Origin of the sequence: Bacillus sp. F19 (genome assembly GCA_023823795.1) — a bacterium.
Lineage (GTDB): Bacteria > Bacillota > Bacilli > Bacillales > Bacillaceae > Bacillus_P.
Window position 1 is genome coordinate 4272457 of record CP085710.1, and the last position, 13588, is coordinate 4286044.

The 13588-nt window shown below is 36.7% G+C and carries 14 protein-coding genes and 1 pseudogene; 5 read left to right on the forward strand and 10 right to left on the reverse strand.

Features of this window, described 5'->3' with window-relative positions; genetic code table 11:
• Positions 1 to 288: 288 nt before the first annotated feature.
• Positions 289 to 474, reverse strand: coding sequence for a hypothetical protein (locus LIT25_22045; GenBank protein USK33186.1), 186 nt, complete (start codon positions 472 to 474; stop codon positions 289 to 291).
• Positions 475 to 629: 155 nt separating this feature from the next.
• Between LIT25_22045 and LIT25_22050 the strand changes: the two genes are divergently transcribed.
• Positions 630 to 1559, forward strand: coding sequence for an NAD(P)-dependent alcohol dehydrogenase (locus tag LIT25_22050; protein USK33187.1), 930 nt, complete (start codon positions 630 to 632; stop codon positions 1557 to 1559).
• Positions 1560 to 1711: 152 nt separating this feature from the next.
• Here LIT25_22050 and LIT25_22055 read toward each other — a convergent pair whose 3' ends face one another.
• Together LIT25_22055 and LIT25_22060 are read right to left on the reverse strand one after the other, a co-directional pair.
• The gene (locus LIT25_22055; GenBank protein USK33188.1) at positions 1712 to 1975 is read right to left on the reverse strand and encodes a hypothetical protein; all 264 of its coding nucleotides are present in this window, start codon (positions 1973 to 1975) and stop codon (positions 1712 to 1714) included.
• A 323-nt stretch (positions 1976 to 2298) separates the two neighbouring features.
• Entirely contained in the window at positions 2299 to 2721 is a 423-nt protein-coding gene (locus LIT25_22060) for an SRPBCC family protein (GenBank protein ID USK33189.1), read from the reverse strand.
• Positions 2722 to 3279: 558 nt separating this feature from the next.
• Between LIT25_22060 and LIT25_22065 the strand changes: the two genes are divergently transcribed.
• Positions 3280 to 4596, forward strand: coding sequence for an alkaline phosphatase (locus tag LIT25_22065; GenBank protein ID USK33190.1), 1317 nt, complete (start codon positions 3280 to 3282; stop codon positions 4594 to 4596).
• A gap of 83 nt (positions 4597 to 4679) precedes the next feature.
• Here LIT25_22065 and LIT25_22070 read toward each other — a convergent pair whose 3' ends face one another.
• Entirely contained in the window at positions 4680 to 5384 is a 705-nt protein-coding gene (locus LIT25_22070) for an SAM-dependent methyltransferase (protein USK33191.1), read from the reverse strand.
• A gap of 187 nt (positions 5385 to 5571) precedes the next feature.
• Between LIT25_22070 and LIT25_22075 the strand changes: the two genes are divergently transcribed.
• A complete protein-coding gene (locus tag LIT25_22075) occupies positions 5572 to 6288 on the forward strand; it encodes a vanadium-dependent haloperoxidase (protein USK33192.1) in 717 nt (238 codons plus the stop codon).
• A 162-nt stretch (positions 6289 to 6450) separates the two neighbouring features.
• Here the strand turns inward: LIT25_22075 and LIT25_22080 are convergent.
• From LIT25_22080 to LIT25_22095, 4 genes and pseudogenes are all read right to left on the reverse strand, one after another.
• Positions 6451 to 7298 (reverse strand): annotated as a pseudogene (locus LIT25_22080) (spore germination protein).
• 198 nt (positions 7299 to 7496) lie between these two features.
• The gene (locus LIT25_22085) at positions 7497 to 8876 is read right to left on the reverse strand and encodes an amino acid permease (GenBank protein USK33193.1); all 1380 of its coding nucleotides are present in this window, start codon (positions 8874 to 8876) and stop codon (positions 7497 to 7499) included.
• A 506-nt stretch (positions 8877 to 9382) separates the two neighbouring features.
• The gene (locus LIT25_22090) at positions 9383 to 10999 is read right to left on the reverse strand and encodes an alkaline phosphatase D family protein (GenBank protein ID USK33194.1); all 1617 of its coding nucleotides are present in this window, start codon (positions 10997 to 10999) and stop codon (positions 9383 to 9385) included.
• A 358-nt stretch (positions 11000 to 11357) separates the two neighbouring features.
• On the reverse strand, positions 11358 to 11528 hold the full coding sequence (locus LIT25_22095) for a hypothetical protein (protein USK36374.1): 171 nt from the start codon (positions 11526 to 11528) through the stop codon (positions 11358 to 11360).
• Between the two features lie 216 nt (positions 11529 to 11744).
• Here LIT25_22095 and LIT25_22100 point away from each other — a divergent pair, with 216 nt between their 5' ends.
• Positions 11745 to 11924, forward strand: a complete 180-nt coding sequence (locus LIT25_22100) for a small acid-soluble spore protein H (GenBank protein ID USK33195.1) — start codon at positions 11745 to 11747, stop codon at positions 11922 to 11924.
• A 179-nt stretch (positions 11925 to 12103) separates the two neighbouring features.
• Positions 12104 to 12259, forward strand: a complete 156-nt coding sequence (locus tag LIT25_22105) for a hypothetical protein (protein USK33196.1) — start codon at positions 12104 to 12106, stop codon at positions 12257 to 12259.
• A 307-nt stretch (positions 12260 to 12566) separates the two neighbouring features.
• Here the strand turns inward: LIT25_22105 and tatC are convergent, their stop codons facing one another.
• Together tatC and tatA are read right to left on the reverse strand one after the other, a co-directional pair.
• Positions 12567 to 13295, reverse strand: a complete 729-nt coding sequence (tatC, locus tag LIT25_22110; GenBank protein USK33197.1) for a twin-arginine translocase subunit TatC — start codon at positions 13293 to 13295, stop codon at positions 12567 to 12569.
• Positions 13296 to 13357: 62 nt separating this feature from the next.
• Positions 13358 to 13537, reverse strand: coding sequence for a twin-arginine translocase TatA/TatE family subunit (gene tatA, locus LIT25_22115; GenBank protein USK33198.1), 180 nt, complete (start codon positions 13535 to 13537; stop codon positions 13358 to 13360).
• Between the last annotated feature and the right edge of the window lie 51 nt (positions 13538 to 13588).

Consider the following 13588-nt stretch of genomic DNA (forward strand, 5'->3'; position numbering starts at 1 on the left):
TCAGGCACAAGATATTGTGGTCTTTTTACAAAAAGACATCTAAATATACGAATAAAACGAAAGAAAAAACCCTATTTCAACAATATGATATTAGAAAATAGGGTTTGTCTACACTCTGAAAGGACCTAAAAGGTCCTTTTCTTTTATTCAAACAGATATCTTAAATATTCTGGGGCTGATCCAATCACTCCTCCGTCAAGATTCGTTCTATGATTCTTCTAAACACTTATGAAATAGTCCTTTATTTTAATGTTATTATTACAAACTGCCCCTTTGGAACATTCTCGTCTATGTTTTTTGTCCTGCAAGAAACCCTCTGCTTAACACCTTGCTGCAGAATATCCAATCATTAGCAAAGCCTTTCCCGCTAATCATCATTCCAGCGTGAATATTCTTCTTAATCCATTTCCATAATCCTTTAAACATTTTAATTTCTTTATATGAGCAGTTTATTTCAATAACTGCAGCTGTCAAATTGTATGGTCCTTTTTAGTATCTTCTTTTAAATAAGAGGATATCACTTTAAAAATGTACGTTCTTCCTGGTTTGATTACAAGTACAATGACATTTATATGTGTTTTATATCATAAGATGAAAATATCATATTAAAGAAAGTATGGAGGAGACTTATGAAAGCAATAGTATGCACAAAATACGGATCACCAGATGTTCTTCAGCTTAAAGAGGTAGAAAAATCTTCTCCTAAGGACAATGAAATACTGGTAAAAGTTCATGCGACAACAGTTACAACTGGGGACTGCAGGGTCCGAAGTTTTGAAAGCCCCATCTTGTACTGGATCCCCATGCGAATAGTCTTAGGTCTCATCAAACCAAGAAAACCTATACTGGGTGTGGAATTAGCCGGAGTAATTGAAGCAATCGGCAAAGATGTAATACGATTTAAGAAAGGTGACCAGGTTTTTGCATTAACTGGGATGAGTTTTGGTGCTCATGCCGAGTATACATGTCTGCCTGAAAACGGATTGGCAGCAATAAAACCTGCCAATATGACCTTTGATGAAGCCGCTGCCGTTCCCTTTGGGGGAACTACAGCATTGCATTTTCTTAGAAAAGGAAACATCCAAAACGGACAAAAAGTTCTTATCTATGGAGCTTCTGGAGCTGTAGGAACTTCCGCTGTACAGCTTGCCAAGTACTTTGGGGCAGAAGTTACCGGAGTATGCGGCACCACAAATTTAGAATTGGTAAAATCTCTGGGAGCCGATAAGGTAATTGATTATACTCAAGAGGATTTTACGAAAAGAGGAGAGCTTTATGATATCATCTTTGATGCAGTTGGGAAAAACTCGAAATCAACTTGCAAGAAAGCCCTGACTCCAAATGGAAAATACGTATCAGTTGTAGGGCAAGGGATAGCAAAGGTACGCACTGAAGATTTAATTTTCCTTAGTGAGATTATTGAGACGGGGAAGATTAATTCCGCCATAGATAGACGCTATCCGCTCGAACAAATACCTGAGGCTCACAGATATGTAGAAAAAGGACATAAAAAGGGAAATGTAGTCATAACTTTGGATCCTCATAATAACAAAACCTGACAAAGCTCTGCACCTGATTTTCAACTGCACTTTTTACACAAAAAATCCACTTATGCTATAAGTGGATTTCCCCTTTTTTATCTGAGGTAACTCGATGATCGAAAACCTTGATTAGCATAAAGTAAAATCAAAAAGAAGGAACCTTTTTTAACTTATATAAACTTTCTTTCAATTTCAGCAAAAAACGCCTCAGATAATAATTTGAAATCCTTTTCACTCAATTTAATTTCATCTCCAATTTTGTAATTCAGTACTGACTTAGCTGGATCATACTTAATTGTTTTATCTGCACTCATTTTATTGTTGTTATTCATAATAGAATCACACAATATCCTCACTTCATTCAGTGGATTGCCATCTTTCTTTTCTAATCCTCTCATTCTATGACCAAAATAATCATTTAAAGCTAAAACCATGTTATTGAAGAAATTTGGTTCAAAAGATTCAATAGCAGAATTAAGTAGTTTCTCATTATGAGCACCAATACTTTCTCTCGGGTACCGTCACCAAATCTTTATAAGTCGAGAGCAATCTATTAATTTTTGAACGGCATTCGTCAATATATTCTTGGGGATAGTTTTTGACAGCAAGCATACTTTTCATTCCTTTCAGCCTATGCAGGCCTATTTAGCGTTTCAATTTCTCATTCTAGTATTCGTTAATGGCTGGTACATAGATAGCATTAGTGGTTCCAATCGCTTTATCAGCGAATCTCATCAGCAACCATCAAATCTTAACGTTACTTAACTAAAGCTGCTCTTAAATTAACACCATATTCCAAATATCCCTTTAAACATGTCAACATATAGACCCAACCCTCTTTATTATCTATCAGTTCACTAATTACCTCATCATCATTTTCTTTAAAACCTTCTTCGTTAACTTCAATAATTGTAATCGAGTTATCCAGCTCTTTTAGTGTAATTGTAACAATATGTCCCTCGCCCCAATGAAACACAATTTTCTTATTAATATCTATTTCGATTACCTCTATATCCCCTTGAGCATTGTATTCATCATACCTCAACGTAACCGTCTTGCCTTGTTCCCATCTTTCAGAACTTGATGAAAACCAAAAATTACCTATTTTAGAAGGGTCTACGAAGGCTTCAAATACTTCATTTGCTGGCCTTAATATTTTTAATTTCGTATTGTTGTTCATTTAAAATCAACTCTCTTCCGTTTAATTATTAATACTTAATAAGTAATAATCTCCCTATTCCAATTAATACAATTCTCGAGGGGCGGGTCAACTTATCTGATACTCAGAGCACATGCGCCAAGTCTGTTTTGCACTTTCCCTCGATTCTTTCTCTAGAACTCAGTCTGAGTAAGACTATTGGTATGAGAGGATCAAGACAGCTGCTTAGAATTATAACAATGTTTTGTAATACCCTTAAAAGTTAATTTCGATTTTCTTTCCATAAAACCTTCTATAGTTTAACAGACCTTTAATTAAAACTAGAAAGCATCACTCGGTATATTTTTTCAATTAAATTGATCTTCCTTTAATGAGACATCAACCTTCAGGCTGCTTCTTTTTTTAAATAAATAGGGTATATTAGTTAACATTTACTAAAATTATAATGTTTATAAAGAATTCTTTACTATACCAATACAGCTGCTTAATAAAACCAATTTGTTATTAAAGCAGTTGTTAAAAGTAGATTAGGTTGGGAAAATATCTGCCGGTAAGACTGAAATTTAAGGGGGAAAAGGAATGGTCAAGAAAAGTTTTAAACAGAAGCTATTACCTTTAGCAGTTGTGTCTTCTATTGCGATTGGCGGTTTAGCTACTACTCTGTCAACACCAACAGCAGAAGCAGAAAATAATCATAACAATGGAAAAGTAAAAAATGTCATCTTTATGGTTCCAGATGGATTTTCAGCTTCTTATGCAACAAACTATCGTTGGTTTAAAGGTGAGGAATCAATTATGGATTCTATGCTGGTTGGCATGCACCGTACATATTCAGCTAATTCAGAAGTAACTGATTCAGCTGCTGCAGGAACAGCAATGGCTACAGGTGTGAAAACAAACAATGGAATGATCAGTACATCACCTGATGGCAAAGAACTAAAAACAATTCTGGAAGCATCTGAAGAAGCAGGAAAAGCATCAGGTTTGGTTGCGACTTCAACGATTACGCATGCAACTCCGGCTGTTTTCGCTTCGCATGTTGCCTCACGTGTAAATGAAGCAGATATTGCACCACAATTGCTGGAAAATGAAGTAGACGTTATTCTTGGCGGCGGAAAGAAATACTTTCCTGATTCTCTTTTAAATGAAGCAAAAGAAGAAGGATACAAATTCGTTGACGACAGCAAGAAATTAGCTAATGCAGGAAAAACTGACAAGCTTATCGGTCTATTCGCTGAAGAAGGAATGGCTCCTGAGTTAGACCGCGATGAGATGAACCAGCCCAGCCTGGCAGAAATGACAGAAAAATCCCTAGACGTTCTTAAGAAGGATAAAGATGGTTTCTTCTTAATGGTGGAAGGAAGTCAGATTGATTGGGCAGGCCACGATCAGGATGCAGCTTGGGCAATGAAGGATTCAGAAGCATTTGAAGATGCATTAGCAGAAGTATTAGAATTTGCAAAAAAGGATAAAAATACGTTAGTAGTAGTAGCAGGAGATCATGATACGGGTGGTATGTCAGTTGGAGGTTACAGTAAAGGTGATGCAAAACTTGAAGTGCTTCGCAATGTAACTGCAACGGGCGATTTCATGGTAAGTAAGTTGAATGCTGACCGCAGCAACGCAAAAGAAGTCGTAAAACAATATGCAAACATCGACCTTACAGATGCGGAAAATCAAAAAATTAAAGCTGCCAGCATGCCTGATATCGCCATTAACGAAGTAATTTCTGAGCGTGCATTAGTTGGATGGTCGAGCACTAACCATACAGGGACAGATGTTCCTCTTTACGCATTCGGACCTGGCTCTAACTTATTTGGAGGTTTACACAATAACACAGATTTACCGCAATTAATGGCAAAAGCAATGAATGTTAAGTTTACACCATCTAAATAATGAATTTATGAGTGAAAGACAGCCCCCTTTAGTTAAAAAAGGTTTTACAAAAAAAGGACAACGTTGAACGTTGCCTTTTTTTATTACACTTTTTTTATTATTAACATCGAGTTAGCATTTGCCTGAAATTCATATGGCACTTTAACTTCTTCGACTGTACATCCATTATCAGCGAGATAACTTATTAATTTATCTAAATGCACGTATCGTTTTCCTTCCAAATCAACTAAAGGGAAAATGCGAATTTCCTCTTGAGTAACCCTCAATAACTCATTTAGCGCTGCTAAATGAAATTGGTAATCTAATCGGTCCGCATACATAAATAGAAAATGAGCGGAAAGAAGAATATCAAATTCTGCATCATTAAACGGTAAAGAAGGTAAAGTGACAGGAACGTATCGTTCACTCGATTCCCTCATATCCTTCGCACAATCTTTTAAGGCTCTCAGACGATGTTTTCTAAGATCATTTGTATCTTCAAAATAATTCCATATATAATTGTTTTTTGCCTTATCCATGAATTCCATAGTGTGTTCGATATCCTGCAGTCCTTTATTATAAAGATCTTCCTTTGAATGAAAATATGCAATATCAGCAGCTTTTACATCTAGATCTTGATAGTTGCCAACAGCAGTAAAGGAACAAGCTCCTGCTGGACAATCCAGTATTTTTTTCCCCTTCAGTGATTCTGCCGAAAGAGAAAACATATCCAAATACTCTTCAAAGGTTCTTCCAATAAAAACAATTCTTTCTAAATCTAACTTTATACTTTGCTCCACTAAGGTCACCTCTTACAAAAGAATTAAAATAAAACTAGCACAATTTATTGGAAAACTTAATCTTTATTTAGTATCTTATTTTACTATTCTACCTTTTAAAAATACCAATCTAATAATCAGCCACAACATATATTGTTATATTTTATTGCTCTCACTCATAAAGAATAAGTAGAAAAAATATAAGGGGGCAGATTCAATGAGAACAAATTACAGAAGATGGTCTGAATATCCTTACCAAGGAGAGCAAACCCCACCTAAAGCTTATATTGCACCAGCGTATTTTCCAATGTTTTTTATTTTCAGGCAAAGCAACAATAAATTCCTGGATCCCTTTCAGCAGCGTATTAATTGGCAAATTAAAAATCCTATTGAGGTTGATTGGGGAACAGAATTACATATCGTAGAACAAACATTATCATCCATAAACCCTCAACAAATACGCATCGCACAATACTGGGGGACGGTCGAAGTAACTCAGAATATGACTCCTATGATTTTCAGTTTAGCAAAAAAATATAGACTAGGATCACCGCATATTGCCAGAGTACTCGGATATTTTCACGCTGCTGTTAATGATGCCTTTGTGATGTCGTGGTATTTTAAATATCTTTGGGATGTGGCACGTCCAAATCAATATGGCAGAAACCTATCTCCTGTGTTGAGTACACCGCGTTTTCCATCCTACCCTTCTGCACACGCCACAGTTGCAGGATGTGCAGAATCGGTATTAAGTTATTTCTTTCCACCAGAAGCATCAGGAATAAAATACACAATGGAACAATGCGCTTTATCCCGTTTGTATGCTGGCGTACATTTTAAAGTAGATAATGATGAAGGGTTGAGATTAGGCAGGCAAATCGGCGGTATGGCTGTAAGTGTATTGAAAGCACAAAACCTCAACGATTTTCGATAGTATAAAAACCCTGTAATTTAGGTTAATTGACACGCAGAAAAAAAGCAGCAAGTTAAACTTCTGCTTTTCACTTATAAATCGCATGCCGCTGCTAGAACATCTTCTTGTTCAGCAACAATATCAAATAAAGCTCATCATGCTCCAAATCATTGGTACTCGATATTACCTGCCTTTTTTTCTTATTCTATTTTTTATAAAAGCAATACCTAGAAGTATAATTGGTATAATCACCTGAAACGGAAGATGCAAAAATAGTGTAACAATCTGTAAACCTTCCTGCAGATGACCAGAAAAATTACTCGCCATCGTTATAGACAAAATCAAAATGACGAGACCAATTGGGAAAACCATTCGAGAAGGTTCTTTGATGTTAAACAAGTTTGCAGTTCCTGAACAGCTGCATAACAAAAGATGCTTATTTTGAAGAAACCGCCAATAATAAGGGCTAGCATAAAATATACATCAAGCCGTTCCAAAAAATCTGCAACCTGGATCGTTTGTATTGTACTAAGCGGAGGAAACGCAGAAAGGGTAATAAGATCCACGCCTAGACCACTTAATCCCAAAGCAAACAAACCGGTAATTCTCGCCTTTTTCGATTTATTTAAATAAGGCATAATCATTGTAAATACGATGACTTCTCCAAAAGGGACATACAAGGTTTGAGTAATTGTGGCTTTTAAAACCGGGAAAATCCCTTCTTCAAGTACTGGTTATAAATTATTAATATCGATTAATCCTGAGACTACAACAAGGATGAAGCCTGTAATTGCGAGCAAGTACATTAATACAAACAACAATTCACCTGTTCTTGCTAATACCTCGATTCCTTTTCGAATGGTTTAGACAACAGCCACCGTCAATAATGCGTTTAGAATGAACAACGGTGTATCCGGATAAGCAAACGTTACCAATAATTCTCCAAAGTCTCGCAATACCCTTGCAGCGAGATATGTAAAATATAAAATTTAAAGAAAGGAAAGGCTGCGCCCGATAATTGAACAGACGAGAGCTGTAACAGTACTATTCTTTGTACATAGAAAATTCCCTGTCTTGAAACAAGGAGCAGGGAATCTTCCATCTTTATATAAATCATGGTAAATCATCCACGATGATTCCTGAGTGTACTCGTTTCACTTAGTGACCACTGAACCACATTCAAGAAGCTTTAAATAAAGCTAATAGCGTGAATTTTTATCCGATGCTTCTTAATTTTCCGCTGCCTTTCCCTGATTCGCTTGATTTGCCTTCGTGTTCCGCATCTTATAAATCGCAATCAGCAAAATAAACCAAACAGGTGTTATGAACAAGGCAACACGAGTATCTTCCGCAAGTGCCAGCACGACAAGAACGAACGCAAGAAAAGCAAGGATCAAGTAATTGGAAAATGGATAAAGCGGCAATTTAAATTTGTTCGTTTTTGCCAGGTCTGGTCTTGTTTTACGGTATTTCAAATGGCTGATGACAGTAATTCCCCAAATAAATATGAAACATACTGTAGAAATACTTGTAATCAGTGTGAATACGCCTTCTGGCATTACATAGTTCAAAACAACGGAAATTAGAATGACAACAGTTGAAAAGAACAATGCATTTGATGGTACTTTACGGGCATCAAGTTTTGCAAATGGTACAGGTGCATTTTTATCTTTGGCAAGTGAGTATACCATCCGGCTTGTACTGAAGATGGCGCTGTTACATGCCGACGCAGCCGATGTTAGGACGACAAAATTGACGATACCAGCAGCTGCAGCGATTCCAACTGCCACGAATACTTGGACGAATGGGCTTTCCGTTGGGATGATTGCGTTCCACGGATAAACACTCATAATGACAATAAGTGCGCCAATGTAGAAAATGATAATTCGAATAGGGATATTATTGATTGCTTTTGGGATAACTCTTTCCGGATCTTCTGTTTCACCAGCTGTAAGTCCTACAAGTTCAATGCCAACAAACGCAAACACAACCATCTGGAATGAGAGGATAAAGCCATTTATGCCATTTGGGAACATGCCGTCGTGGCTCCATAGATTCGTGAAACTGGCTGCGCCTGAATCAGTGGAAAAGCCTTTAATAATCATGAAAATACCGATAACAATTAGTGCTAGAATCGCGATGACTTTAATTAATGCGAACCAGAATTCCATTTCACCAAAAAGTTTTACGGTTGCAAGGTTCATAAATAGCAAAATAACAAGCGCAATTAATCCTGGCATCCACTGTGGTACACCAGGAAACCAATACTGGGTATAGAGACCAACTGCTGTTAAGTCGGCCATTGCGATTGAAATCCAGCAAAACCAGTAGGTCCAGCCGGTCATAAATGCTGCCATATTACCTAAATAGTCTCTTACAAAGTCAACAAAAGAATGATAGTTCAAATTGCTTAAGAGTAATTCTCCAAGTGCGCGCATGATTAAAAAACAAATAACGCCTGTAATCATGTAAGCAAATAAAATCGATGGTCCTGCTAAATGAATTGATTTTCCTGCTCCAAGAAATAACCCCGTTCCTATTGCCCCTCCGATAGCGATTAGTTGGACGTGCCTGTTTTTAAGGCCTCTCGACAATTCTTGTTCCTGCATATAATTTCCCACTCTCTACTATTTCTAGTCTTTTTGCATTTTGCTGATTATAAATATTTTAATAATAAATTTAAAATCAGATAATTGCAAATTAATATTTAAATAAAAGTTTAACATATTATTCAGTCAATTCGACCGCAAAAAATATTATCAATTTCGAATTCTTGCTACAAAAAGCTTTTTGCAATTTCAACAGCTAGATAAATCAGATCAAAATAAGGTATAAAAAAAAGAGGACCTTTTTACGCACTCAATTATTACGTTGTTACAGAGGTTTTTTAAGTTCGGATCAAAAAAACGGCAGGGAATCAAAATTGCGGCTATTACAAGCAGACAAAACAGGACTCTGGCTGAAATGGCCGACTTGATTTTTCCAGTTTTGTAAAAGCTGAAATTTTAAAATATAAAAAAATAAATATTATCCAATAATAAAGAGGTCAATTATTTAAAATAATTGACCTCTAAGTTTTTGATGATAATAAATGAGGAAAAGAATTTTTGAATTATTAAACCGGAAGCGCTTCCTCTGTCTTTACTTGCTGCAAGCTTGATTTCCCATCTTCCACAATGAATGAAGTGCGTGTTTCAATTGGTGCACCCGGTCTAGATACATATGGAACTACCAGATAATCTGTTTGCCATTTTTGCTGGGTTAGTTTGCACCGCACATAACCGCGTTGGTTACTAAAAAATTTAATATGCGGATTTTCTTGTAGTATTTGTTCAGTGTTGCTATTTACATCGGAACCGTCTCCACCAGAGGTAATAGATGTTCCGACAAACTCAACAGCCACATTTTTTGAGTTTTGATCATCAAAGTTCGCTTTAACCTCATTTGCCCAGCTCGTGTGAACATCCCCGGTCAAGACAACGGTATTGGAAATATTTTTCTCCTCTAAAAAGTCCAGAACACGTTGGCGTGCGCCAGGATATCCATCCCAAGCATCCATACTGTAGGACTCCTTCTCAGGACCAATCGCGCCATCACGTCTGGCAAAGAAGACTTGTTGTGCAAGAACCTTCCATTTTGCTTGTGATGAAGCAAGCCCATCTAATAACCAACGCTCCTGTTTTTCACCTAGAATGGTACGGGATGGATCCAGCGACTCAGGTGTTGGACTGTCCCATCCGTCACCATTAGCCTGATCATCTCTATATTGACGTGTATCAAGCATACTGATATCTACTAAATTTCCAAAGGAGAGTCGGCGGTATATTTGCATACTGCTTCCATTTGGAAAGGATGTACGTCGAAGAGGCATGTGTTCATAATAAGCTTGGAAGGCGATAGCCCTTCTTTTTAAGAAATCTTCCTCGGACTGTTTTGCAGGATCTTGGGGAACATCTCCAGCCCAGTTATTATCCACTTCATGGTCATCAAGTGTTACAAGCCACGGAAAATTGGCATGGGCGGCCTGTAAATCAGTGTCTAATTTATATAAGGCATAACGGTTGCGATAATCGTCAATCGTATAGATTTCTGGAAAATCTTTTTCGATAGGCCGAACACCGTTTGAGTTATGAGTACCTTCATAAATATAGTCCCCTAAATGGATAACCAAATCCAAGTCATCCTTGGCCATATGCTGATAAGCTGTGTAATAGCCAGTTGGCCAATTTTGGCAGGAAGCAAACGCGAAGTTTAACTTTTCTACCTGACTATGTAAAGCAGGAGCAGTCTTAGTTCGACCAACTGGACTGATCTCAGAACCGGCCTTAAAACGGTAATAATACCAACTTGAAGCATCCAAGCCATTGACTTCGACATGGACGGAATGTCCCAGTTGAGGCTTTGAAACCTCTGTTCCTCTTTTTACGACTTTTTTAAATTCTGGATCTAGAGAAACTTCCCATTGTACAGGGAATGGATGGGGTGACATGCCTCCTCCATTAAGTGGGTCTGGGGCAAGTCTTGTCCATAAAACAACACTATCTTGCAATGGGTCACCCGAAGCAATTCCTAGTGTAAAAGGATATGATAAGCCCTTAGACTGTGCAGAGACGAAATTCATCGGTATTGTGTTGACAATCGCAGCGCCAAGTACAATCCCAACTCCTTTTCCTGATTTCTTTAAAAAATTTCTGCGATTGAACTTTTTCGAATTATGGTTAGAATCTTTCACTTTTAGTCCTCCTTTTTTTACTCATTGACCATTTTATACAAGAACTATTTAGAAGTTATGACCTCATTGTGAAAGATTTGTAAAAAATAGAAAATTGTATATTAAAAATATTTTATCAGAAACAAGAAAAGAGCCCTTGTCAGGGCTTCGTATCATTTAAGGAGCAGTATCAGATATAAAGTGTGAGTTTTTACGCAAAATCCTTTTTATGTATTGTATAACTTTGTACAGGTTCAATGATTTCACGGATCGTTAGAAACGAATACGTACCCCTCCCATTCATTTGTACTTTTTCCCGCCACTCTTTGAATAAACGAGCCTGACTATAAGTCATCGCCTTTTTCGAATTTCAAATGAATTACCAGTTTATATGTTTTTTCGTTTGTTTGGGGTCATTTTCGTTCAAGTACTTTTGCAGTTCTGGCAGATCGTCTGTAGTAATAAGATCCACGCTAGCTTTTAAGAGCTCATCCCATATGGCTTTACGGTTTGGGAGCGGCAAATCTGGTGTTGCCCAAAAACGGACGATCTGCCCGTTTTTATGTGCCGTTGTAACGATGTGATAGTCTTATTGAAGAGATGTTGGCGAAATATTGAGGTCATGGGGGATGCAGCAGGCTTACATATCATTGTTAAAATTACCAGAAAGATTAAATACTTGAAAGCAGTTTTAATAACAGCAAGTATATTTAAGTAATTTGGAACAAATATTATAACTATTGAAAAACAAAAGGAGGTAACTACAATGAATGCACAACGAGCACAAGAAATTTCTTCTTCGCCAATTATGGCTAATGTAACCTATAATGGAGAAAGTATTTACATTGAGCACGTGGATGAACAAAATGGAAAAGCAACAATTCATTCACTAAAAGAACCAAATAATAAACAAAGTGTTTCTGTAACAAGCTTGACTGAACATTAATTTATGAAGTATTTCCCCCGAGAATGGCTTTCTTTATTAATTACGGCAGAACATTTGATTTCACCAAATAAGATTTTTTCTATTACATGGGCACTCATTGCTATAGCTGATTGCGCAGCTTTTAGGGATGTATTGAATGAAAAATGTATGGGCATTTTAATCCCGAAGGGGGTGTGCTTATGAAAAAAGAAAATCGCTCATCTGATGAACAAACACTTGCTGAAGGAATCAATACAGAAGATGAATTGAATAGAGACGCTACTGAAGAAGAAATTGATAAAGGCGATTACACGAAAGTAACCACTTTATCTCTTGATGAGAACGATCCAAGTTAAACAATAACACCGTATCTCACGGTGTTTTATTATGCTTTCAAGGCAAGTTGCAATCTATTGGATTAACCCCTTTAACAAACCCAACAGTGATTTCTGAATCGAGCAATTGGATTACAAATGAAAATGATGTAAATGATGAAAACTCACTATTTACTCATGATGCTAATGGTCTTTGATCAAAGGGAGTAAGGCAAGGCTGAATTGAGGAATTAAGCCAAAAACAATCTAATACCAAAAAAGAGCCAGCATGCAGGCCGCCTCCTTTTTGATTGGGTTTATCAGCTTATAACGCAAATGAATATCTGTTTCATGAAGAAAGGGTTTCAGTCTTCAGTAATTTTTTCCGATAGATAAAGGATGACAAATTGATACTGACTTCATAGATTAATACAAGCGGAACTAATACGAGTATGTCTGATATTAAATCAGGTGGTGTAATTAACACAGACGTTATAAGAATAACAAAATATGCGATTTTTCTGGATTTCTTTAACATCTGCGGATTTAGTATTCCTATAGAGGTTAAAAATAGAATGACTACAGGCAGTTCAAACAATATTCCAAAAGGAACGGTCAAGCTAATCAGAAAACTAAAGTACTTTTCTGACGTATAAAATTGCTGAAATCCTTCTCCTGCTAATTCTTGCATGAATGATAGAACAATAGGAAACACAAGAAAATAACCAAAGGTAATTCCGAGAATAAATAGTAAAAATAGTGCTGGAATTAGCATAAAGGTTGCTTTTTTTTCATGCTCTTGAAGAGCAGGTAAAACAAACCGCCAAACATGGTATGCAGCTAATGGAATGGTAAGAGCAATCGAACAGACAGCTGCTATCTTGAAATAAATCCATAAAACATCTCCTGGTCCAAGTAAGGCGAGCTTAAATTCTAAGTCTTTAACTAGCCACATATAGATTTGCTCTACAAAAGCAAATGATAAAGCAAAGAAGACCAAAAAACTTCCAAGGATATAGATAAGCCTTTTTCTCAATTCCTCCAAGTGTACCGTTAATGCAACTTCCTGATCCTTCATGTATTTCACCTCTTCAATGAAAAAGAAAAAAGATAAAATAATCCTTTTTCTCTTTTCAATATTTAAAGTTTTTCATCTTCCTTTTTAGAGTCTGAAGATACTAAATCCTTTGTGGCATTTTTAAATTCCTTTAACGTGTTGCCGAAAGCACGTCCAACTTCAGGAAGTTTTGATGGACCAAAAATTATTAGTGCAATGACTAAAATAAGAATTAGCCCTGGAATTCCGATGTTTTGTATCATTTCATTTTCGCTCCTTTATTTTTTGAAAGTATCAACAATCATGTCGAGCTC

Excerpts from the sequence above, each read along its gene's own strand:
- LIT25_22050 (USK33187.1), top strand. The coding sequence starts at position 630 with ATGAAAGCAATAGTATGCACAAAATACGGATCACCAGATGTTCTTCAG.
- LIT25_22055 (USK33188.1), bottom strand. The coding sequence starts at position 1,975 with ATGGTTTTAGCTTTAAATGATTATTTTGGTCATAGAATGAGAGGATTA.
- LIT25_22060 (USK33189.1), bottom strand. The coding sequence starts at position 2,721 with ATGAACAACAATACGAAATTAAAAATATTAAGGCCAGCAAATGAAGTA.
- LIT25_22065 (USK33190.1), top strand. The coding sequence starts at position 3,280 with ATGGTCAAGAAAAGTTTTAAACAGAAGCTATTACCTTTAGCAGTTGTG.
- LIT25_22075 (USK33192.1), top strand. The coding sequence starts at position 5,572 with ATGAGAACAAATTACAGAAGATGGTCTGAATATCCTTACCAAGGAGAG.
- LIT25_22085 (USK33193.1), bottom strand. The coding sequence starts at position 8,876 with ATGCAGGAACAAGAATTGTCGAGAGGCCTTAAAAACAGGCACGTCCAA.
- LIT25_22100 (USK33195.1), top strand. The coding sequence starts at position 11,745 with ATGAATGCACAACGAGCACAAGAAATTTCTTCTTCGCCAATTATGGCT.
- LIT25_22105 (USK33196.1), top strand. The coding sequence starts at position 12,104 with ATGAAAAAAGAAAATCGCTCATCTGATGAACAAACACTTGCTGAAGGA.
- tatC (USK33197.1), bottom strand. The coding sequence starts at position 13,295 with ATGAAGGATCAGGAAGTTGCATTAACGGTACACTTGGAGGAATTGAGA.
- tatA (USK33198.1), bottom strand. The coding sequence starts at position 13,537 with ATGATACAAAACATCGGAATTCCAGGGCTAATTCTTATTTTAGTCATT.